This window comes from Stenotrophomonas sp. YJH_SMC_81 (assembly GCF_059370875.1).
The window spans coordinates 52778-73515 of sequence record NZ_JCAFUB010000013.1; the positions used below are offsets into that span (position 1 = coordinate 52778).

At 67.1% G+C, this 20738-nt stretch carries 18 protein-coding genes and 1 pseudogene; 13 read left to right on the plus strand and 6 right to left on the minus strand.

The window, feature by feature from the left end; genetic code table 11:
* Nucleotide 1 precedes the first annotated feature (1 nt).
* The 8 genes and pseudogenes from ftsW (at nucleotide 2) to lpxC (ending at nucleotide 9342) form a co-directional block, all read left to right on the plus strand.
* The gene (gene ftsW / locus AC5P8U_RS18600) at nucleotides 2-1321 is read left to right on the plus strand and encodes a putative lipid II flippase FtsW (protein ID WP_072167850.1); all 1320 of its coding nucleotides are present in this window, start codon (nucleotides 2-4) and stop codon (nucleotides 1319-1321) included.
* Nucleotides 1318-2406, plus strand: a complete 1089-nt coding sequence (murG, locus tag AC5P8U_RS18605; protein ID WP_088497850.1) for an undecaprenyldiphospho-muramoylpentapeptide beta-N-acetylglucosaminyltransferase — start codon at nucleotides 1318-1320, stop codon at nucleotides 2404-2406. Before ftsW ends, murG begins: the two co-directional genes overlap by 4 nt.
* 40 nt (nucleotides 2407-2446) lie before the next feature.
* Nucleotides 2447-3883 carry a UDP-N-acetylmuramate--L-alanine ligase gene (gene murC / locus AC5P8U_RS18610; protein ID WP_088497868.1) on the plus strand — a complete coding sequence of 479 codons (1437 nt, stop codon included), beginning with the start codon at nucleotides 2447-2449 and terminating at the stop codon, nucleotides 3881-3883.
* A complete protein-coding gene (locus tag AC5P8U_RS18615; protein WP_151354731.1) occupies nucleotides 3880-4842 on the plus strand; it encodes a D-alanine--D-alanine ligase in 963 nt (320 codons plus the stop codon). Before murC ends, AC5P8U_RS18615 begins: the two co-directional genes overlap by 4 nt.
* A pseudogene (locus AC5P8U_RS18620) lies at nucleotides 4839-5516 on the plus strand (cell division protein FtsQ/DivIB); the annotation flags it as partial. The gene AC5P8U_RS18615 and the pseudogene AC5P8U_RS18620, both read left to right, overlap by 4 nt.
* Nucleotides 5517-5584: 68 nt before the next feature.
* Complete coding sequence (ftsA, locus tag AC5P8U_RS18625; protein WP_005408083.1) at nucleotides 5585-6820, plus strand: cell division protein FtsA; 1236 nt, start codon at nucleotides 5585-5587, stop codon at nucleotides 6818-6820.
* Nucleotides 6821-6989: 169 nt separating this feature from the next.
* Nucleotides 6990-8225 carry a cell division protein FtsZ gene (gene ftsZ / locus AC5P8U_RS18630; protein ID WP_088497852.1) on the plus strand — a complete coding sequence of 412 codons (1236 nt, stop codon included), beginning with the start codon at nucleotides 6990-6992 and terminating at the stop codon, nucleotides 8223-8225.
* Nucleotides 8226-8430: 205 nt separating this feature from the next.
* Entirely contained in the window at nucleotides 8431-9342 is a 912-nt protein-coding gene (gene lpxC, locus AC5P8U_RS18635; RefSeq protein WP_008267619.1) for a UDP-3-O-acyl-N-acetylglucosamine deacetylase, read from the plus strand.
* 281 nt (nucleotides 9343-9623) lie between these two features.
* On the opposite strand, the gene AC5P8U_RS18640 is transcribed toward lpxC, so the two are convergent.
* The gene (locus AC5P8U_RS18640; protein WP_172412162.1) at nucleotides 9624-10073 is read right to left on the minus strand and encodes a DciA family protein; all 450 of its coding nucleotides are present in this window, start codon (nucleotides 10071-10073) and stop codon (nucleotides 9624-9626) included.
* Between the two features lie 12 nt (nucleotides 10074-10085).
* Between AC5P8U_RS18640 and AC5P8U_RS18645 the strand changes: the two genes are divergently transcribed.
* The 3 genes from AC5P8U_RS18645 (at nucleotide 10086) to AC5P8U_RS18655 (ending at nucleotide 15147) form a co-directional block, all read left to right on the plus strand.
* Entirely contained in the window at nucleotides 10086-11042 is a 957-nt protein-coding gene (locus AC5P8U_RS18645; RefSeq protein WP_033834438.1) for a M23 family metallopeptidase, read from the plus strand.
* Between the two features lie 317 nt (nucleotides 11043-11359).
* Nucleotides 11360-14092, plus strand: coding sequence for a preprotein translocase subunit SecA (secA, locus tag AC5P8U_RS18650; protein ID WP_072167854.1), 2733 nt, complete (start codon nucleotides 11360-11362; stop codon nucleotides 14090-14092).
* Between the two features lie 101 nt (nucleotides 14093-14193).
* On the plus strand, nucleotides 14194-15147 hold the full coding sequence (locus AC5P8U_RS18655; protein WP_072167855.1) for a Nudix family hydrolase: 954 nt from the start codon (nucleotides 14194-14196) through the stop codon (nucleotides 15145-15147).
* Between the two features lie 102 nt (nucleotides 15148-15249).
* Here AC5P8U_RS18655 and AC5P8U_RS18660 read toward each other — a convergent pair whose 3' ends face one another.
* A complete protein-coding gene (locus tag AC5P8U_RS18660) occupies nucleotides 15250-15834 on the minus strand; it encodes a DUF4124 domain-containing protein (RefSeq protein WP_111007857.1) in 585 nt (194 codons plus the stop codon).
* 40 nt (nucleotides 15835-15874) lie between these two features.
* Nucleotides 15875-16702, minus strand: a complete 828-nt coding sequence (metF, locus tag AC5P8U_RS18665) for a methylenetetrahydrofolate reductase [NAD(P)H] (protein ID WP_072167857.1) — start codon at nucleotides 16700-16702, stop codon at nucleotides 15875-15877.
* 150 nt (nucleotides 16703-16852) lie between these two features.
* Here metF and AC5P8U_RS18670 point away from each other — a divergent pair, with 150 nt between their 5' ends.
* A complete protein-coding gene (locus AC5P8U_RS18670; RefSeq protein WP_072167858.1) occupies nucleotides 16853-17410 on the plus strand; it encodes a DUF3228 family protein in 558 nt (185 codons plus the stop codon).
* 41 nt (nucleotides 17411-17451) lie between these two features.
* On the opposite strand, the gene AC5P8U_RS18675 is transcribed toward AC5P8U_RS18670, so the two are convergent.
* Nucleotides 17452-17943, minus strand: coding sequence for a hypothetical protein (locus tag AC5P8U_RS18675; protein WP_072167859.1), 492 nt, complete (start codon nucleotides 17941-17943; stop codon nucleotides 17452-17454).
* On the minus strand, nucleotides 17943-18416 hold the full coding sequence (gene ybaK / locus AC5P8U_RS18680; RefSeq protein WP_072167860.1) for a Cys-tRNA(Pro) deacylase: 474 nt from the start codon (nucleotides 18414-18416) through the stop codon (nucleotides 17943-17945). Before ybaK ends, AC5P8U_RS18675 begins: the two co-directional genes overlap by 1 nt.
* Nucleotides 18417-18512: 96 nt before the next feature.
* Between ybaK and AC5P8U_RS18685 the strand changes: the two genes are divergently transcribed.
* The gene (locus tag AC5P8U_RS18685) at nucleotides 18513-19355 is read left to right on the plus strand and encodes a tetratricopeptide repeat protein (protein WP_088497854.1); all 843 of its coding nucleotides are present in this window, start codon (nucleotides 18513-18515) and stop codon (nucleotides 19353-19355) included.
* Between the two features lie 21 nt (nucleotides 19356-19376).
* Here AC5P8U_RS18685 and AC5P8U_RS18690 read toward each other — a convergent pair whose 3' ends face one another.
* Complete coding sequence (locus AC5P8U_RS18690; protein WP_227838008.1) at nucleotides 19377-20717, minus strand: peptidoglycan-binding domain-containing protein; 1341 nt, start codon at nucleotides 20715-20717, stop codon at nucleotides 19377-19379.
* Between the last annotated feature and the right edge of the window lie 21 nt (nucleotides 20718-20738).

Genomic DNA, 20738 nt, shown 5'->3' on the forward strand with positions numbered 1-20738 from the left:
GATGAACGACCTGTCCCGCCAGGCAACACGCCTTGAAGCCATCGAAGGCAGCTACGACAAGTGGCTGCTGGGCGCGATCATCGCGCTCACCGGCGTGGGCGTGGTGATGGTGGCGTCCAGCTCGATCGCCTTGATGAGCAGCCCGTTCTACTACCTCAACCGCCACCTGATCTTCCTGGCGGTGGGTATCGTGCTGGCGGTCATCGCCGCCCGCACCGAGCTGAAATCCATCGAGCAGTACAACCAGATGCTGCTGCTGGGCTGCTTCGTGCTGCTGCTGGCGGTGTTCGCGCCGGGCCTGGGCAGCACGGTCAACGGCGCACGCCGCTGGATCAACCTGGGCATCTCCAAGTTCCAGACGGTCGAGGCGGTGAAGGTGCTGTACATCGTCTGGCTGTCCAGCTACCTGGTGCGCTTCCGCGACGAGGTCAATGCGACCTGGCCGGCGATGCTCAAGCCGCTGGGCGTGGCCGGTGCGCTGGTGGTGCTGCTGCTGCTGCAGCCGGACTTCGGTTCTTCGACCCTGCTGCTGGCGATCACCGCCGGCATGCTGGTGCTGGGCGGGGTGAACATGCCGCGCATGTCGATGCCGGTGGTCATCGGCCTGGTCGGCATGAGCGCGCTGGCGATCATCGAGCCGTACCGCATGCGCCGCATCACCTCGTTCCTGGACCCGTGGGCCGACCAGCAGGGCGACGGCTACCAGCTGTCCAACGCGCTGATGGCGGTGGGCCGTGGCGAGTGGACCGGCGTCGGCCTGGGCAATTCGGTGCAGAAGCTGTACTACCTGCCGGAAGCGCATACCGACTTCATCTTCTCGGTCACCGCCGAGGAATTCGGTTTCCTGGGTACCTGCGTGATCGTGGCGCTGTACGCGCTGCTGGTCGGCCGTACCTTCTGGCTGGGCATGCGCTGCGTGGAAATGAAGCGCCACTTCTCCGGCTACATCGCCTTCGGCATCGGCCTGTGGATCAGCATGCAGACCTTCGTTTCGATCGGCGTGAACCTGGGCATCCTGCCGACCAAGGGCCTGACCCTGCCGCTGATCTCCTCCGGCGGCTCGTCGGTGCTGATGACCTGCGTGGCGATGGGCCTGCTGCTGCGCGTGTCCTACGAGCTCAAGCGCGCCGAGCGTCGCCAGGCCGTGCGCATCGGTGGCGCCGAAGAAACCGCTGCCGAGCCGATGGAACCCGCCGCCACGCCGGCGGCCGCCAGCGTGCCGGTGAGCGCCGAGCCGACGGCTGCCGCTGCGGCGAACGCCGCGCGCGGCACCAGCCGCCTGCAGTCGCGCATCGAACCGACCTTCGGGAGGCTGTCATGAGTGCAGCCAACGAGAAGGTGCGCCCGGTGATGATCCTGGCCGGTGGTACCGGCGGTCACATCTTCCCCGGCTTGGCCGTGGCCCGCGTGCTGCGCGAGCGTGGCGTGCCGGTCACCTGGATGGGCGCCGAAGGCGCGATGGAAACCCGCCTGGTGCCGCAGCACGACATTGCCATCGACACGCTGGCGATCACCGGCCTGCGCGGCAAGGGCAAGCTGGCGCTGCTGGCGGCTCCATGGCGGCTGATGCGCGCGCTGCGCGCGGCCGGCATGATCATCCGCAAACGCCAGCCGCGTGCGGTGGTGGCCTTCGGTGGCTTCGCCTCCGGCCCGGGTGGCATGGCCACGCGCCTGCATGGCCTGCCGCTGATCGTGCATGAGCAGAACCGTGCGCCCGGCCTGACCAACCGCATCCTGTCGCGTTATGCGCGCCGGCTGCTGACCGGTTTCCCGGGCACCTTCGCCCAGCGCGAGGAATTCGTCGGCAACCCGGTGCGTGCGGAGATCGCCGCCATCGCTCCGCCGGAACTGCGCTTCGCCGACCGCAACGGCCCGCTGCGCGTGCTGGTGGTGGGCGGCAGCCAGGGTGCGCGCGCACTCAATGCCGGCGTGCCGCAGGCGATCGCCGCGCTGGGTGCCGGCGTGCCGGTGCAGGTGCGCCACCAGAGTGGCGAGAAGATGCATGCCGAGGCGGTCGAGGCGTATGCCAAGGCCGGCGTGCAGGCGGAAATCACCCCGTTCATCGCCGACATGGCCGAGGCCTTCGCCTGGGCCGATCTGGTCGTGTGCCGCTCCGGTGCGTCGACCCTGGCCGAGCTGTGCGCAGCCGGCGTCGGCAGCGTGCTGGTGCCATTCCCCGCTGCCGTCGACGATCACCAGACCCGCAATGCGGAGTACCTGGTCGAGCGCGGCGCGGCGGTGTTGCTGAAGCAGGACGGAACGCTGGCCGACGGCATTGCCGCACTGCTGCGCGATCTGTCCGAAAATCCCGCCCGCCGCATGCAGATGGCGCAAGCCGCGCGTGCCCTGGCCAAGGTCGATGCCGCCGAGCGCATCGCCGATATCATTCTCGAGGAAGCTGTATGAAGAAGGCATGCCACCGCGCCTGCCCTGCGCGAGGCCGCGCATGATCCGCCGCCTGCACGACACCAACGACCTGGTGCGCGCGTTCCCGCGCGTGCATTTCGTCGGCATCGGTGGCACCGGCATGAGTGGCATCGCCGAAGTGATGCTGACGCTGGGCTACGAAGTGTCCGGCTCGGACAACGCCGACAACGTGGCAACCCGCCGCCTGGCCAGCCTGGGAGCGCGCATCATGCGCGGCCACTCGGCAGCCAACGTGCTGGGCACCGACTGCGTGGTGGTCTCCAGTGCCATCCGCGAAGACAACCCGGAACTGATGGAAGCGCGCAGCCAGCGCATTCCGATCATGCCGCGCGCGGCGATGCTGGCCGAGCTGATGCGCTTCCGCCGCGGCATCGCCGTGGCCGGTACCCATGGCAAGACCACCACCACCAGCCTGACTGCGGCGGTGCTGAGCGAAGGTGGCCTGGACCCGACATTCGTGATCGGTGGCCAGCTGCTTGCTGCCGGTGCCAACGCCAAGCTGGGCGGTGGGCAGTGGCTGGTGGCCGAGGCCGACGAAAGCGATGGCAGCTTCCTGCGCCTGAGCCCGCTGATGTCGATCATCACGAACATTGACGCCGACCACCTGGAAAACTACGGCAACGACTTTGCCCGCGTGCAGGCGGCGTTCGCCGAATTCCTGCAGCGCCTGCCGTTCTACGGCCTGGCGGTGCTGTGCATCGACGATCCGGAAGTGGCCGCGCTGGCCGCCAGGACCCCGCGCCACGTGATGAGCTACGGCATGAGCCCGCAGGCCGACGTGCGCGCCGAGAACGTGGTGCAGGAAGGATCGCGCATGCGCTTCACCCTGCGCCTGCCGCAGGGCACCAGCCAGGAAGTGGTGCTGGCGCTGCCGGGCAGGCACAACGTACTCAACGCGCTGGCCGCCGCCGCGGTGGGCTGGCAGCTGGGCGTGGCACCGGACGCCATCGCGCGCGCGCTGGAAGGCTTCGCCGGTGTCGGTCGCCGCTTCAATGATCTGGGCGAAGTGACCACCGCCAGCGGTGCCAAGGTGCGCATCATCGACGACTACGGCCATCACCCGAGCGAGCTGGAGGCGGTATTCGCCGCCGCCCGCGGCGGCTGGGCTGACAAGCGCCTGGTGGTGGCCTTCCAGCCGCACCGCTACAGCCGCACCCGTGACCAGTTCGACAAGTTCGCCGCGGTGCTGTCCAGCGTCGACGCGCTGGTGCTGAGCGAGGTCTATCCGGCCGGTGAGGAACCCATTGCCGGTGCCGACTCGCATGCGCTGGCCCGCGCCATCCGCGCGCGCGGCCGCAGCGAGCCGGTGGTGGTGGGCAAGGCCGCCGAGCTGGCCAGCGTGCTGCCGGACGTGCTGCAGGACGGTGACCTGCTGCTGATGATGGGTGCCGGCGACATCGGTGCCGTGGCCACCCATATCGCGGTGGAAGGCTTCCAGGCGGAGGGCCAGGCGTGAGCGCGCTGACTTTCCCGCCGCTGCGCGTGACCGACCCGGCCGTGTTCGGCCGCGTCGCCGTGCTGCTCGGCGGCAGTTCCAGCGAACGCGAGGTGTCGCTGGATTCAGGCCGCAACGTGCTCGAAGCCCTGCAGTCGCGCGGCGTCGATGCGTTCGCCGTCGATGGCATTCCGGCGCTGGCCAGCGCGCTCGCCGCCGGTGGCATCGACCGCGTGTTCAACATCCTGCATGGCCACAACGGTGGCGGTGAGGACGGCATCGTGCAGGGCCTGATGGACGCCTTCGGCGTGCCGTACACCGGCTCGGACGTGCTGGGTTCGGCGCTGAGCATGGACAAGATCCGCACCAAGCAGGTGTGGCTGTCGCTGGGCCTGCCAACGCCGCAGTACCGGAAGGTCGACGCGTCCACGGTGCATGCACTGGCGGCAGAGCTGGGCCTGCCGGTGGTGGTGAAGCCGGCCAACGAAGGCTCCAGCGTGGGCATCAGCCGGGTCACCGACGAGGCCGGCCTGGACGAGGCCGTGACCCTGGCCGCGCGCTACGACGGCCAGTTGCTGATGGAACAGATGGTGGTGGGCGATGAGCTGACCGTGGCCATCCTTGGCGACGTTGCCCTGCCGTCGATCCGCATCGTGCCCAAGGGCCAGTGGTACGACTACAACGCCAAGTACATCGCCGAGGACACCCAGTACCTGTGCCCGGGCCTGGACGGTAGCGACGAAGACGAGATCCGCCGCATCGCGCTGGCCGCATTCCGCGCCGCCGGCTGCCGTGGCTGGGGCCGCGTGGACGTGATGCGTGACCGCGCCAGCGGCCGTTTCTTCCTGCTGGAAGTGAACACCGCGCCGGGCATGACCAGCCACTCGCTGGTACCCAAGGCGGCCCGCCAGGCCGGCATCGGTTTCGAGGAACTGGTGTGGCGCGTGCTGGAACAGACCCTGGAGGCCACGCACGCATGAACGCGCTGCTGCGCATCTTCGTCTGGCTGTTGGCACTGTCGGTGGTTGCACTGCCGGTGGTGGCCGTGGTCAATGGCTGGGTCGGCGCCGAGCGCTGGCCGCTGGCGAAGCTGCGCGTGCATGGCGAGTTCAAGCGGGTACCGGCCGAGCAGCTGCAGCAGGTGCTGCTGCCGTACGCGCGCGCCGGGTTCTTCGCGGTCAAGCTGCAGGATGCGCAGGACGCGCTGGAAAAGCTGCCGTGGGTGGAAAGCGCGCAGGTACGCAAGCAGTGGCCGGACGTGCTGGAAGTGACCCTGGTCGAGCACAAGCCGTTCGCACGCTGGGGCAACGACCGCCTGGTCTCCGAGCAGGGCAAGCTGTTCCCCACGCCGAAGAAACTGTCAGACCTGGAACTGCCGGAGCTGGATGGCCCGGACAGCCAGACCCAGGAAGTGATGAAGCTGTACAGCGACTCGCGTGCCTTGTTCGCACCGGCCGGCGTCGACGTGCGCCGGGTGACGATGGATGCGCGCGGCAGCTGGTCGCTGGTGCTGAGCAACGGCACCGAAGTGGTGGTCGGCCGTGACGACGCGCGCTCGCGCATGCAGCGCTTCGTCAAGGTGCTGCCGCAGCTCAACCGACAGGACGCGCCGATCGAGCGCGCAGATCTCCGTTACACCAATGGTTTCACGCTGAGCTGGGGTACCCCGGCCACGCCGGCGAAAACGCCGGCGACCCCGGCCAGAAGCACGCAGGAAAGGACATGAATCGCAAGGGTGACAAATCGCTGATCGTTGGCCTGGACATCGGCACCTCCAAGGTGGTGGCGCTGGTGGGCGAGTATTCGCCGGGCAACCCGATCGAAGTGATCGGCATCGGCTCGCACGAATCGCGCGGGTTGAAGCGTGGCGTGGTGGTGGACATCGAATCGACCGTGCAGTCGATCCAGCGTGCGGTGGAAGAAGCCGAGCTGATGGCCGGCTGCGAGATCCGTTCGGTGTACGCCTCGATCTCCGGCAACCACGTGCAGTGCAAGAACTCGCCGGGCATCGTGCCGATCCGCGACGGTGAAGTGACCTGGGGCGACCTGGATCGCGTGCTCGACGCAGCCAAGGCGGTGGCGATCCCGGCCGATCAGAAGATCCTGCACGCGATTCCGCGCGAGTACGTGCTGGACGATTCGCAGGAAGGCATCCGCAACCCGGTCGGCATGACCGGCGTGCGCCTGGAAGTGCATGCGCACCTGGTGGTGTGCGCGCAGTCGGCGGCGGCCAACATCAGCAAGTGCGTGCAGCGCTGCGGCCTGCAGGTGGACGACCTGGTGCTGTCCTCGCTGGCCTCCAGCGTGGCGGTGCTGACCGCCGACGAGCGCGAGCTGGGCGTGGTGCTGGTCGACATGGGCGCCGGTACCACCGACATCGCGGTGTTCGTGCAGGGCGCGATCTGCCACACCGCCTCGCTGCCGATCGCCGGCGACCACGTGACCAACGATATCGCGCACATGCTGCGCACGCCGACCCCGGAAGCCGAGCAGATCAAGGTGCGCTATGCCTGCGCCCTGGCCCAGCTGGCCACGGCCGAGGAGAGCATCCAGGTGCCGTCGGTCGGCGACCGCCCGCCGCGCCGCATGCCGCGCCATTCGCTGGCGCAGGCCGTGCAGGGTCGCTACGAGGAGATCTTCGAGATGGTGCAGGCCGAACTGCGCCGCTCCGGCTTCGAGGAACTGGTGCGCGCCGGCATGGTGCTGACCGGGGGCGCATCGAAGATGGAAGGCGTGGTCGAACTGGCCGAGGAAATGCTGCAGATGCCGGTGCGCGTGGGCATCCCGCAGCACGTCACCGGCCTGGGCGAAGTGGTCGGCAACCCGGTGCACGCCACCGGCGTGGGCCTGCTGCTGATGGGCAGCCAGATCGAGCACCCGCGGCGGCCGTCGCTGCCGACCGGGCGCGCTGGAAGCATGTTCAAGAAGCTCAAGACCTGGTTCCGCGGCGAGTTCTGACGCGGAACCCGTAACTCCGGGCCCGGCCCGGCGCAACACCCGCAGTACCCGCATCACAACGCAACAACGCACTACACAACCCACACAGCCGCAACGGCAACATGACACGCGAAGGCAGGAGGCCCGACCGTCCATGCCACCGACAAGCGGATACAACGAGGACACGGACATGGCGCATTTTGAACTGATCGAAAAGATGGCACCCAATGCGGTGATCAAGGTGGTTGGCGTGGGCGGCGGCGGCGGCAATGCCGTGGCGCACATGGTCAACTCGGCGGTGGACGGCGTGGAGTTCATCACCGCCAACACCGACTCGCAGGCCATCAAGAATTGTGGTGCCAAGCTGCAGCTGCAGCTGGGTACCAACGTGACCAAGGGCCTGGGCGCAGGCGCGAACCCGGAGGTCGGCCGCCAGGCCGCGCTGGAAGACCGTGAGCGCATCATGGACGCGCTGCAGGGCGCGGACATGGTGTTCATCACCGCCGGCATGGGCGGCGGCACCGGCACCGGCGCCGCGCCGGTGGTGGCGCAGCTGGCCAAGGAAATGGGCATCCTGACCGTGGCCGTGGTCACCAAGCCGTTCCCGTTCGAAGGCCGTCGCCGCATGCAGGTGGCGCTGAAGGGCATCGAGGAACTGAGCCAGCACTGCGACTCGCTGATCACGATCCCGAACGAGAAGCTGATCACCGTGCTGGGTCGCAACGCGACCATGATCCAGGCCTTCCGCGCCGCCAATGACGTGCTGCAGGGCGCCGTGCAGGGCATCGCCGACCTCATCGTGCGTCCGGGCCTGATCAACGTCGACTTCGCCGACGTGCGCACCGTCATGTCCGAAATGGGCCTGGCGATGATGGGTACCGGCACTGCACGGGGCGATGACCGCGCCCAGGCCGCTGCCGAATCGGCGATCCAGAACCCGCTGCTGGACGATGTGAACCTGGCCGGTGCCAACGGCATCCTGGTCAACATCACCGCCGGCGCGGACTTCACCATGGCCGAGTTCGACGAGATCGGCCGCACCATCGACGGCTTCGCTTCGGAAGACGCCACCGTCGTGGTCGGCACCGTGCTGGACCCGGACATGCAGGACGAAGTGCGCGTGACCGTGGTGGCCACTGGCCTGAACCGCGTCTCGGCCAGCAAGACCCAGCGTCCGGGCGAGCGTGCACCGATCAAGCTGGTCCGCAACGCCACCACCGGCCAGCCGGAGTTCGGCGAGTTCGACAACGGCGGCGACGCCGTGTCCAAGGCCGTCGGCGGCATGGGCCTGGGCCTGCGTCGCGCCAGCAGCGATACCGCAGCGGCTTCGGCCCCGTCGGCGCCGTCCTCTTCGGCCCCGGCCGCGGCAGAACTGCCGAACGATTACCTGGACATCCCGGCGTTCCTGCGCCGCCAGGCGGACTAAGCGGGCCGGCCCGGGGTTGTCCTCCCCGGGTTGCGCCACCATGTCCTGAAAACGCGGGCGCCGGGCCAGGATGGGCCCGGCCGCCCTGCTTCACGCGCTTTCCCAGCGGCGTGCCGGTGTGTCCTGCCGGTGGCTGTCACTGGCGTTTCAGCCAGGGTAGGGGAGTGCGCGTGTTAATCTAATGTGTCACTTCCGGTCCATCCCCATGATCCAGCAACGCACCCTCAAGAACACGATCCGCGCCACCGGCGTTGGCCTGCATAGTGGTGACAAGGTCTACATGACCCTGCGCCCGGCACCGGTCAACCATGGCATCGTGTTCCGCCGCGTGGACCTGGACCCGGTGGTGGAAGTGCCGGCCAAGGCCGAACTGGTCACCGAAGTGACCCTGTGCACCGGCCTGACCTGCAACGACGCCAAGATCCAGACCGTCGAACACCTGATGTCGGCGCTGGCCGGCCTGGGTGTGGACAACATCATCGTCGAACTGTCCTCGGCCGAGCTGCCGATCATGGACGGTTCGGCCGGCCCGTTCGTGTTCCTGCTGCAGTCGGCAGGCATCGTGGAACAGGATGCGCCCAAGCGCTTCATCCGCGTGCTGAAGACCGTGGAAGTGACCGAGGGCGACAAGGTGGCCCGCTTCACCCCGTACGAGGGTTACAAGCTGGGCTTCACCATCCAGTTCGACCACCCGATGATTCCGGCCAAGCAGTCGCGCCAGGAAATCGAGTTCTCGACGCTGGCCTACACCAAGGAAATCTCCCGCGCGCGCACCTTTGGTTTCATGCGCGACCTGGAGTACATGCGCGAGCGCAACCTGGGCCTGGGCGGTTCGATGGACAACGCCATCGTGCTGGACGAGTTCCGCGTGCTCAACGAAGACGGCTTGCGCTACGCCGACGAATTCGTGCGCCACAAGATCCTGGACGCCATCGGCGACCTCTATCTGGCCGGTGGCCAGGTGCTGGGTGCGTACGAAGGCTTCAAGTCCGGCCACGCGCTCAACAACAAGCTGGTGCGGGCCCTGATGGCCGACGCCAGCGCCTGGGAATGGGTCAGCTTCGACTCGCCGGCCACCCCGGATCCGGTGGAATACGCCACCCCGGCGTACGCCTGATTCCATAGGTTGTTGAATTTAAAGATAAAAACGCCGCCTTCCTGGGCGGCGTTCTTGTTTCCGGCGTCGGCGACGCATTCAGCGTGCTTGAAAGACGTCAAGGCTGGTTCAAGGTCACGGTTTTGTGAACCTGTTGAATCAGAAGCCTGAATTTAACGCAGTTTTAACAACAATCTAACGACAGGCCCCCGGATGGCCGCTAGGATGCGACCCGGCCCCCGAAATGTTTCACGCCGTGGTGACACGCGCGACGGGGAGCGGAGCCGGATGCTCCGTTGCCATCAGGACCGTTTCTTCGGCTTCGAGGGAACGTCCTGCAGGCAAGCCAAGGCGTCGCGTAGCCCTTTGTGCGTGGCGGCTGAAACTGCGTGGGGTCCATTCCGGTTCTCGAGCGCTGGGGAGCGCGTGGGAGTGGGAGACGCAGTCTTGATGGTCACCCTGGTGGCCTTCAGCCCGATGGAACGGGCCGCGTCGAGCAGCTGGGCTTCGGCAAGCCGCAACTTGGCATGCCAGACCGGGGACTCGACGAGAAAAACGAGGTGTTCCCCGTCCACATTGGCCAGCCGGCAACGGCTGCGCAGAGGTGGCGGCAACTGGGGGCGCAACTGACGGTCCAGCGCGTCGAGCCACAAGGCACGCCGCAGCGGGTTCCCGCTTTTGTCCGCCATTACCGCATCCAGCGCCGGTTTCGGTGCCGACGCGGGGCGAACGCTGGATTTCGGCTCAGACATGAAAACTCACTGATGGCATTCAAGAAGATCGTAATCAAAACGCGTGAAGGACAGGCCAAGTCGTCGCCGATCGCGCGTTTGCGGTTCTATTTCGAGGACCGCCCCCGTGCCCTGCTGGGCAGCGTGCTCGGGGTAGGCTGCATTATCGGCCTTGCTGGCGGCATTGGCGCCAGCGCGCTGAATGATTCCCGGCTGCAGGCCAAGGTCGAGCGCCAGGATGCGGAACTGGCCAAGGTCAAGCGCGATGCGCAGACCCAGGTCAATGCGCTGGCGGCCCGCCTCGGCGAGCTGCAGGCCCAGGCGACCCGCCTCAACGCCCTCGGCGAACGGCTGACCCAGATGGGCAAGCTGGAGGACGGCGAGTTCGACTTCAACGAGACCCCCGGCCTCGGTGACGGTGACGCAGGCGGCCCGACCAGCGACATCCCGGTCAAGGACGTCAACGCCGACTTACAGGTGCTGGAGCAGCGCTTCGCTGCTTCAGGCCGCCAGTTGTCGGTGATGGAATCGCTGATGTTCGACCACCAGCTGCAGCAGAACGCGGTGCCGTCGCGCATGCCGATCCGCAACAGCTATGTGACGTCCGGCTTCGGCACCCGTGCCGACCCGTTCGGCCGCGGCGCCGCCACCCACAAGGGCATGGACTTCCACGCAAAGGTCGGTGACCCGGTGATGGCCGTGGCCGAGGGCGTGGTCAGCTTCGCCGGCGTGAAGGGCGGCTACGGCAATGTCGTCGATGTCGACCATGGCAATGGCTATGTCACCCGCTACGCGCACAATTCGCGCCTGGTGGTGAAGGCCGGCGACCTGGTCCGTGCCGGCCAGGAAGTGGCCAAGGCCGGTTCCACCGGCCGTTCGACCGGTGCCCACGTGCACTTCGAGGTGTGGGAGAACGGCAACGTGGTCAACCCGCGCAAGTTCCTCGGCGACGGCGGCAACACGCCGGTCGGCCGCGTCAGCCGCGGCTGACGCCACATTGGGGTGCCGGCTGCCGTCGGCACTACCGCCCCCGGAGTACGGGGGCAGCGCCGTAGGCGCGGGGGTGTGGAGGCGAGGTGAGCGGGGCCCGCGGTTCGCGCAGCGAAGCGTGGGAGCGCCAGCGCGTATGCGCTGACGCGTACCCGGCCAGCGGCCGGCACTACCCCTCGGGGTTGAAACCCCTCGCGCCCGTCCCAAGCTACAATGGGTGTTGCCATCGACAGGGCGCCAGGCGCCCTGTTTCGTTTGCGGCGGACGGATCCCCAGGGGGAGGCCGGGCGTCGTGTCCATCCAACCCGGTTCCTTCAATGATCAACAGCCTGCTTACCCGCGTATTTGGCAGTCGTAACGAACGACAGCTGCGCCAGCTCAACCGCATCGTCGCCAAGATCAATGCGCTGGAGCCGGAGATCGAGAAGCTGTCCGACGAGCAGCTTCAGGCCAAGACGCCGGAGTTCAAGCAGCGCATCGCTGGCGGTGAAGCCCTGGACAAGGTGCTGCCGGAAGCGTTCGCGGTCTGCCGCGAAGCCGGTCGCCGCGTGCTGGGCATGCGCCACTACGACGTGCAGCTGATCGGCGGCATGGTGCTTCACCTGGGCAAGATCGCAGAAATGCGCACCGGTGAAGGCAAGACCCTGGTGGCGACCCTGCCGGTGTACCTCAACGCGCTGGAAGGCAAGGGCGTGCACGTGGTCACCGTGAACGACTACCTGGCCCGCCGCGACGCCGCGCAGATGGGCAAGCTGTACAACTGGCTGGGCCTGAGCGTGGGCGTGGTGTACCCGGGCATGCCGCACAGCGACAAGCGCGAAGCCTACGCCGCGGACATCACCTACGGCACCAACAACGAATTCGGCTTCGACTACCTGCGCGACAACATGGCGCTGTCCAAGGCCGACCGCTACCAGCGCGGCCTGCACTACGCCATCGTCGACGAAGTCGACTCCATCCTGATCGACGAAGCGCGCACCCCGCTGATCATCTCCGGTCCGGCCGATGATTCCCCGGAGCTGTACATCCGCGTCAACCGTGTCGTGCCGCACCTGGTCAAGCAGGAAGCGGAAGACGGCGAAGGCGATTTCTGGGTCGACGAGAAGGGCAAGCAGGTGCACCTGTCCGAAGCGGGCATGGAGCACGCCGAGCAGCTGCTGGTCGAGGCCGGCATCCTCGATGGCGAAACCGAAGGCCTGTACGCGGCGCAGAACCTGACCGTGGTGCACCACCTCAACGCCGCCCTGCGCGCGCACGCGATCTACCAGCGCGACGTGGACTACATCGTGCGCGATGGCGAAGTGGTCATCGTCGACGAGTTCACCGGCCGTACCCTGGCCGGCCGCCGCTGGTCCGATGGCCTGCACCAGGCGGTGGAAGCGAAGGAAGGCGTGCCGGTGCAGCGCGAGAACCAGACGCTGGCGAGCATCACCTTCCAGAACCTGTTCCGCATGTACAAGAAGCTGTCCGGCATGACCGGTACGGCCGATACCGAAGCGTTCGAGTTCCAGAGCATCTATGGCCTGGAAGTGGTGGTGATCCCGACCAACCGCCCGACCATCCGCAAGGACAGTCCGGACCAGGTGTTCCTCAACCGCAAGGGCAAGTTCAATGCGGTGCTGGCCGACATCGAAGAGTGCGCCAAGCGCGGCCAGCCGGTGCTGGTGGGTACCACCTCGATCGAAACCTCGGAAATGCTGTCCGAGCACCTGAGCAAGGCCGGCGTGAAGCACGAAGTGCTCAACGCCAAGCAGCATGACCGCGAAGCCACCATCGTCGCCAACGCCGGCCGTCCGGGCGCGGTGACCATCGCCACCAACATGGCCGGCCGTGGTACCGACATCGTGCTGGGCGGTTCGCTGGAAGCCGAGATCCACGCCCTGGGCGAGGACGCGACCGACGAGCAGAAGGCGGCGGTCAAGGCCGAATGGCAGAAGCGCCACGAGGCAGTAAAGGCGGCCGGCGGCCTGCACATCGTCGGCACCGAGCGCCACGAATCGCGTCGTATCGACAACCAGCTGCGTGGCCGTTCGGGCCGCCAGGGTGACCCGGGTTCGTCCCGCTTCTACCTGTCGCTGGAAGACAACCTGATGCGCATCTTCGCCTCCGACTGGGTGCAGAAGGCCATGCGCATGATGGGCATGAAGGAAGACGACGTCATCGAGGACCGCCTGGTCAGCCGCCAGATCGAAAAGGCGCAGCGCAAGGTCGAAGCCCACAATTTCGACATCCGCAAGAACCTGCTGGACTTCGACGACGTCAACAATGATCAGCGCAAGGTGATCTACGCCCAGCGCGATGAGCTGCTGGACGCCGAATCGGTGAAGGACAACGTCGACGGCATCCGTGACGACGTGATCTTCGACATCGTTGCGCGCTTCGTGCCGCCGAACTCGATCGACGAGCAGTGGGACCTGCGTGGCCTGGAAGCGACCCTGGAGTCGGACTTCGGCCTGCAGATGTCGCTGACCGACCTGGTCAAGCAGCATGAGGAACTGGATGCCGAGGCCATCGCCAGCAAGGTCCAGGAGCGCGTCAACCAGCACTTCGCCGAGAAGGAAGCCAGCCTGGGCGAAGAGACCATGCGCGCGCTGGAGAAGCACGTGATGCTGACCGTGCTGGACCAGAGCTGGAAGGAGCACCTGGCGCGCATGGATTACCTGCGCCAGGGCATCTACCTGCGTGGTTACGCGCAGAAGCAGCCCAAGCAGGAATACAAGAAGGAAGCCTTCGAGCTGTTCTCGGACATGCTGGAGAACGTCAAGCGCGAGGTGGTGACCCTGTTGGCCCGCGTGCGTATCCGCAGCGACGAGGAAGTGCAGGCCCTGGAGGCCGCCGAGCGCCAGCAGGCGCAGGCTCGCCTGAGCCAGTCGCAGTTCCAGCACCAGGATGCGGGCGGCTACAGTGCCGACGAGGAAGCCGCGCAGGTGCAGGCCGCCCAGCAGGGTGTGGCCACGCTGCAGCGCGACGAGCCGAAGATCGGCCGCAATGATCCGTGCCCGTGCGGCAGTGGCAAGAAGTACAAGCACTGCCACGGCCAGCTGAGCTGATCCCGAAGAGCCCCGCGAAAGCGGGGCTTTTCGTTTGTTGCGGGGGAGCTGCACCGGATCCGTGATTGCGCCGGCCGCCCTGTTCTGGGCATGCTTCCTCCATGCCTTCCCCCACCCGATCGATCCACGTCGTGGCCGCCGTCATCACCGACGCCCGTGGCCGCGTGCTGCTCAACCGCCGTACCGAGAACCGCGACATGGCCGGCCTGTGGGAGTTCCCCGGCGGCAAGCGCGAATCCGGCGAGACCTCTGAACAGGCGCTGGTGCGCGAGCTGCGCGAGGAACTGGGCATCGAGGCCGATGTCGGCGAGTGGCTGATGGACGTGCCGCAGCGCTATCCGGACAAGTATCTGACCCTGGAGGTGCGCCACGTGCGCAGCTGGAAGGGGACACCGCGTGGGCGGGAGGGCCAGGCCATAACCTGGGTGGCGCAGGACAAGCTGGGACGCTATTCGATGCCGCCGGCCGACCTGCCGGTGGTGGCCGCACTGCGCCAACCGGACCGCTACCTGATCACGCCGGCGCCGGCTGACGATGCCAGCGGCGTACAGCACTGGCATGACTGCCTGCAGCGCGCGGTCGCGGCGGGCCAGCAGCGCATCCAGCTGCGCCTGCCACCGGAACACCCGCAACGGCAGGCGATGATCGAACAGGCCGTGCGCGCGCATCGTCGCGGCGTGCAGTGGCTGCTCAATCGCGATGTGGCGCTGGCACGTGCACTGGGCGTGGGGGTGCACCTGGGCAGCGAGCAGCTGCAGGACCTGCAGGAACGGCCCTTGCCGGAAGGGCAGCTTGTCGCCGCGTCCTGCCACGACCTGGAGCAGCTGCAGGCGGCGCAGCGGCTGGGCTGCGACTTCGCGGTGCTCGGCCCGGTGCAGGCCACGGCCAGCCATCCCGATGCGGTGCCGCTGGGCTGGGAAGCCTTCGCCGCGCTGCGCGCGCAGGTGTCACTGCCGATCTACGCGTTGGGTGGGATGGCCGCCGGCCATATCGCCGAAGCCCGTCGCCATGGTGGGCAGGGTATCGCTGCGATTGGTGGGCTGTGGCCGGCGTGAGCCGGCATGCGCGGTTCGATCCCTGCGCAGCGGGGCTCTGACCCCATCGCGGCAATCCGGGGTCGGAGCCCTTTCCGCTGGAAAGGGGGCCGACCCGTCCGGTTACAACGTGATCCAGAAACACCCATACTGCCGCCGCAACCCCAGCACCGTCGAAGCGCGCGACACGCTGCCGGGCAGCGTCTGTTCCAGGCGCAGGCCGACCGGATGCCGCACGGTCGGCGGCTCCGGGTCGGATCCCTGCGCCGCAGGGGCCTGATCCTCATCCTGCGATTGCGGCAGCGCCTGCGAGGGATACACCGGTACCACGTCTACCAGCGGCCGCCGCACCAGCGATTCCAGTTGACCGAGGATGCGCTGCGCACCGGCATCGGAGACTGCGCCCCACAGGTATAGCGACGACAACCGGTTCACATCGTTGCTGAGGATGCCGACGCGCAGTGCGTCCACCAGCTCGCTCAGGCGACGTGGGCAGCGCGCCCCCAGGGTGTCGCGCGACAGGGTGCTGCCGGTGGGCGCGGGCGGTGGCAATCGCGATCGGGCGCCGACACTGTCGCAGGGGCGGTCGGTGTACACGCTCTGCCCCCGTGCATCAGTGCAGCGGTTCAGGCGTGGGGACTGCGCATGGACCACGCTCGACGCCGAGCACAATGACAGCAGCAACAGCAGGAAGGAAAGCCGGTTCATCGACGCAGGGTAGCGCCGATCGTGGTGGCATGGCGTGCTTTCAGCCCTGCAGCAGCTTCAGCACCGACGTGGTCGGCCTGGCCAGGTTCAGGGTGTAGAAGTGCAGGCCCGGCGCGCCGCCCTCGACCAGGCGCTGGCACAGCCTGGCCACCACTTCGGTACCGAACGCCCGCACCGATTCGGCGTCATCGCCATAGGCCTGCATCTTGCGGCTGATCCAGCGCGGGATTTCCGCACCGCACTGCTCGGAGAAACGGCGCAGCTGGCTGAAGTTGGCGATCGGCATGATGCCTGGCGTGATGGGTACCTGCACGCCGAGCCGGCGCACGGCGTCGACGAAGTGGAAGTACGCATCCGGGTTGTAGAAATACTGGGTGATCGCCGCGTCCGCGCCGGCATCGATCTTGGCCTTGAAGTGCTTGAGGTCGGCCAGTGCATCGGAGGCCTGTGGATGGGTCTCAGGGTAGGCGCCCACTTCGATGCGGAACGCATCGCCATGTTCGGCGCGGATGAACTCGATCAGCTCGGCGGCGTAGCGCATGTCGCCGGGAAACCCCATGCCGGAGGGCAGGTCGCCGCGCAGCGCCACCAGGCGATGGCAGCCGATGGCGCGGTACAGCTTGAGCAGTTCGCGGATTTCCTGGCGGGTGCCGCCGACACAGGACAGGTGCGGTGCGGCCTCGAAGCCATGGTGCTGGTTGAGGTGGCGCACGGTCTCGGAGGTATAGCTCAGGGTCGAGCCACCAGCGCCGAAGGTACAGGACACGTACTCGGGACCGTAGTCCTTCAGCTTGGCTGCGGCACGATCCAGCTGGCTGCGCTGTTCGTCGGTCTTGGGCGGATAGAACTCGAAGCTGATGGCAGTCATGGCACGGGCGGCGGCGGCGGGTGGGGATCAGTATATCGCTTCATCAAGATGGATGTTCAGTGATTCTGTGTGCAGGCGCCGCGAGCGTAAGGCCGTGCAGGTGCTGCCAGCGGTTACCCTGTGCGGCGGATTCCTAGATCGCGCCACACCATGTCCATCGTTCTTACCGATTTCGCCCGTCCCCGCCTGTTCCCGCGCATGCCGCGCGGCAACACCATCCAGGACTGCACTGCCGAACAGTTCGAGGCGTACCTCAATGCCCATGAACCGATGAAGGTCCTGCAAGGTTATGCCCCCTTCTGCAAACTGTTCGTCTATGAGAACTGGACCAGCACCCGGTGCCTGACGGTGCCGATCACCGAGGCCAACCGCCATCTGCTGCGCAGTGGTTACGAGGCGCGCAACCGGGAGGAACTGCCGGTACTGGTGCGCTGGTTCGAAGGCGTGGAATCGCCGCGCGCCAACTATCTGGTCGTCATCCTGTACAGCGCGGAGCAGCTTGCGAAGGAAGGCTCGCCGATCGAGGCTGATTGGGGCATCGTCGGCTGCATCTACACCGCTGAGCCGGACGAGGTGCCGATGGCCCCGATCACGATGATGCGCAATGCGCTGGGCGTGGAAGAGGGCGGCTCCGGCGTGCCGCTGGACCGCGAGGCGTACCGGCGTGCGGTGGAATTCTGGGAGAACAACGCCAATTGGCGGCCGTAGGGGAAGGACAGGCCAGTAGAGCCACGCCATGCGTGGCTGCTTCATCGTTCGACGGTTTTCCACTCCCACCAGGGGTAGTGATACTCGCGGTCGATCGCCTGCCAGTGTTGGCCGCAGCGGGTGCAGGCGACGCTATGGCAGTTGCCCCAGCCATCCTCCGCTGCGTCGAGCGACAGCAGCTGCATCTGCCCGTGTTCGATCAGCCGACGGGGATCGAAGAACGGGTAGCCGGGGTTGAGCGCACACAGGCAGCCGGTGCCCGCGCGCCAGAAACGCAGCCGCTGCAGCGCCGCCTTCAGGTGCGCCTGGTTGCTGACCAGCATGCCGCCCAGCGCTATGCCTGCGCTGCGCTGCTCGATCAACGTCACGTGCGGTGCCAGCGCGTCCAGCGGCGCCGCATCGAACAGCCGGGCGAGCGTACGCGCGGCGTCGGTGATGCGCCCGCCGTCGCCTGACAGCAGGTCCTGCAGCAGCGCCTGGGCGTGGGCATTGTTGAGCATGGGGGCTGGCGCCGCAGACCAGGGCCAGCGCATCAGCGCGCCTTGCCGATGGCGGCGAAGTGTCCGCCGGTGAGCTGCAGCAGATCGCCCGGTGCCAGTTCCACTTCCAGGCCACGACGGCCGGCGCTGACATGCAGCGTGTGCAGGGATTCCGCACTGGAATCAAGAAAGGTGCGAAGGCGCTTTTTCTGGCCCAGCGGGCTGATGCCACCGACCAGATAGCCGGTCGCACGCTGTGCGGCGTCAGCGGCGGCCATCTCGCATTTCCTGCAGCGGGCAGCTTCGGCCAGCGCCTTCAGGTCCAGCTGGCCGGCGACCGGCACGATGGCCACCAGCAGTTCGTGGGTGTCGGTACTGGCCAGCAGGGTCTTGAACACCTGTGCCGGGTCCAGGCCGAGCTTTTCCACGGCTTCGCCACCATAGGAGGCGGCATGGGCATCGTGCACGTAGCTGCGCACGCTGTGGGCGATGTTCTCGCGCTTGAGCAGATTGATGGCGGGGGTCATGCGCGCATCGTAGCGCGCAGGGAATAACCTGCCTTGACCGAGGCTACTGGTGGGCCCCTGCGATAATGCGCGCTGTACACCGTCTGGACTCTCATCATGCGCGCACCGCCCCTGCTTCATGACCTGACTCTGGATAGCGAACCGTGCGCGGGCCCGTACCCACCGCAGGGCTTCTGGCCGATCGCCGAAGGTGCACTGGGCAACGGTGATCAGTTCGGTCTGTACTGGCCGCTGGGTCGGGAGGCTGAGCCGCCCGTGGTCTGCGAAATGTTCCATGACGAGGGGCGGATGGTCTTCCGCCATTCCTCGCTGGATGTCTTCGCGCAATGGCTGGATGCCGGTGGCGCGGAACAGGACGACGATGACGGCTGCGAGCCGCGTGAGCACGCGGTACCGGATGCGGGATCGCCGTTGCCCTTGATCGAGCGTGCGCAGCGGCATGTACAGGCTGCCGAACCGGCCCAGGCAATCGCGTTGCTGGAGGATGCCTGCAGGCGCTTTCCGGAACTGCCGCGCGCGTGGGCCATGCTGGCAGGGCAGCAGATGCGCCGGGGCCAGCACGCGGCGGCCGTGGCGGCGGCACGTGCGGCGATCCTGGCCAACTGGGCTTTCGGCATTCCCGAGCCTGGCGTGCTGCGCATGCTGCGGGCCACCGATGCCGCCGGCGATCCTGTGCTGGCAATGGCGCAGCAGATGGGGTTCGCCTTCGGCGGCGCCAAGACCAACGCGGACTATGCGCGGATGCAGGCGTGCATCGATCAGTGCTGGGATGCGGGAGATACGCTGGCGGCACTGCGCATGAGCCAGAACCGCTGCTACGTGTTGAGCAGCGAGACGGTTTCCTTCCAGCAGCGCGAAGGCTTCGATCTGGAGGCCTGGCGGCGCGACTTCGCCGCACGGTGCCAGCGTGCGCTGCACGACGACCGGCAGCGCATGTAGATCCAGCCCGGCGACGCGGGATCAGCGCGACATCGATTGCTGCGTCTGTATCTGTTCCTGGGTCTGCCGCTGTGACAGCTCGTTGTCCAGCGCCTGGCTCTGCCGCGTGCTGTCCTGCAGGTTCTGGTTCACCGCCCGCGACAGGTCGACGTAGGTGCGGTGCATGGCGGGATCGCCGAGCTGGCCCTGCACCGCGAACACGCCCTGGTTGTCCGGCCGCGCCAGCACGGTATCGACCTGGCTCATGCCGGCCAACTTTGACTCGTAAGCCACCTGGCCTGCGGCGTTCTCGAGCTGGCTGCGGTCATTGAACAGCGGCGACAGGCCGCCCTGGCGCCGCTGTTCTTCCAGTGCTTCCAGCTTTTCCACGACCTGCTGGTAACGCGGGTTGTCGGCGTGGCCCGGGGTGGCCATGGTCGGCTCGGCCGCCTGTGCACGCTGCTGCGTGGCCACCTCCAGCGCCCCCAGGGTCGCGCCGCCAGCCTTGCCGTCTACGGTGAGGTGGTGATCCCGCTGGAACTGCTTGACCGCTTCCACGGTGCCGGGGCCGAAATCGCCATCGGCCACCAGCGGCTTGCCGTCCTTGCCCAGGTAGCCCAGGTCGGACAGCTTCTGCTGCATGGCCTGCACCTCATCGCCCTTGCTGCCGTTGACCAGCACGCCGTTGCCCGCAGGCGTGCCCGGTGACCCGTGCGAGGGAGCATGGGTGGGGGTGATGCCGATCTGGACCATGGCCCGGTCGAAGCGCTCATCGCGGCTGGCTACGGCGGCCTGCGACTGGATGCCGTACTTGGTGGCATCGACGAAGTTCTGCACGTCGCCGCGCGTCGGCGGATTGCCGGCCTGGACGGTGCCGCCCTGCAGCGTTTCCGCATTGCCGGCCAGATAGCTGATGAACTGCGGGCCCATGCTGCCGAACTGGTTGTCATAGTCCGCCATGGCCAGCTGCAACTCCGGGTTGGCGGCGATGGCATCGGCCGCGGCCGGATTGGTTGCACGTACCTTGGCGATGGCCTGATCGACACGCTCGATGGCGCTGTCCAGCTTGGCGTTGGTGAGCTCGTCCATCCTGGCCTGCGGAATGGCCTGCAACTTGGCGTCGAGCGCCGCCAGCTGCTGGGTGCTCAATCCGCCCTGCTGGGACAACAGTGCGATGTCGCCATCGGTGAAGCCGTTGTCGCGCAGGAAGCGCCTGGCCTGCGGATTGCCGCCGACATCGAACTGCACCAGCCCGAACGAATAGGTGCTTGCGCCTTTCTGTGCGTATGAGAAGTGGTCCAGGTGGCGGGTGTTGCCGCCCAGCTCGGTGTTGAGGAACAGCGTGGACAGCTGTTCGCGCGTAAGGGTGGAATCCGTTGCCATGGTCATCGTCCTTCAATGAGG

Bases quoted from the DNA above. Each gene is read 5' to 3' on its own strand.
- secA (WP_072167854.1), top strand. From the start codon at position 11,360: ATGATCAACAGCCTGCTTACCCGCGTATTTGGCAGTCGTAACGAACGA.
- AC5P8U_RS18645 (WP_033834438.1), top strand. From the start codon at position 10,086: ATGGCATTCAAGAAGATCGTAATCAAAACGCGTGAAGGACAGGCCAAG.
- AC5P8U_RS18660 (WP_111007857.1), bottom strand. From the start codon at position 15,834: ATGAACCGGCTTTCCTTCCTGCTGTTGCTGCTGTCATTGTGCTCGGCG.
- AC5P8U_RS18690 (WP_227838008.1), bottom strand. From the start codon at position 20,717: ATGGCAACGGATTCCACCCTTACGCGCGAACAGCTGTCCACGCTGTTC.
- ftsW (WP_072167850.1), top strand. From the start codon at position 2: ATGAACGACCTGTCCCGCCAGGCAACACGCCTTGAAGCCATCGAAGGC.
- AC5P8U_RS18675 (WP_072167859.1), bottom strand. From the start codon at position 17,943: ATGCGCTGGCCCTGGTCTGCGGCGCCAGCCCCCATGCTCAACAATGCC.
- AC5P8U_RS18670 (WP_072167858.1), top strand. From the start codon at position 16,853: ATGTCCATCGTTCTTACCGATTTCGCCCGTCCCCGCCTGTTCCCGCGC.
- ybaK (WP_072167860.1), bottom strand. From the start codon at position 18,416: ATGACCCCCGCCATCAATCTGCTCAAGCGCGAGAACATCGCCCACAGC.
- AC5P8U_RS18655 (WP_072167855.1), top strand. From the start codon at position 14,194: ATGCCTTCCCCCACCCGATCGATCCACGTCGTGGCCGCCGTCATCACC.
- AC5P8U_RS18685 (WP_088497854.1), top strand. From the start codon at position 18,513: ATGCGCGCACCGCCCCTGCTTCATGACCTGACTCTGGATAGCGAACCG.
- metF (WP_072167857.1), bottom strand. From the start codon at position 16,702: ATGACTGCCATCAGCTTCGAGTTCTATCCGCCCAAGACCGACGAACAG.
- lpxC (WP_008267619.1), top strand. From the start codon at position 8,431: ATGATCCAGCAACGCACCCTCAAGAACACGATCCGCGCCACCGGCGTT.
- ftsZ (WP_088497852.1), top strand. From the start codon at position 6,990: ATGGCGCATTTTGAACTGATCGAAAAGATGGCACCCAATGCGGTGATC.
- ftsA (WP_005408083.1), top strand. From the start codon at position 5,585: ATGAATCGCAAGGGTGACAAATCGCTGATCGTTGGCCTGGACATCGGC.
- AC5P8U_RS18640 (WP_172412162.1), bottom strand. From the start codon at position 10,073: ATGTCTGAGCCGAAATCCAGCGTTCGCCCCGCGTCGGCACCGAAACCG.
- murC (WP_088497868.1), top strand. From the start codon at position 2,447: ATGATCCGCCGCCTGCACGACACCAACGACCTGGTGCGCGCGTTCCCG.
- murG (WP_088497850.1), top strand. From the start codon at position 1,318: ATGAGTGCAGCCAACGAGAAGGTGCGCCCGGTGATGATCCTGGCCGGT.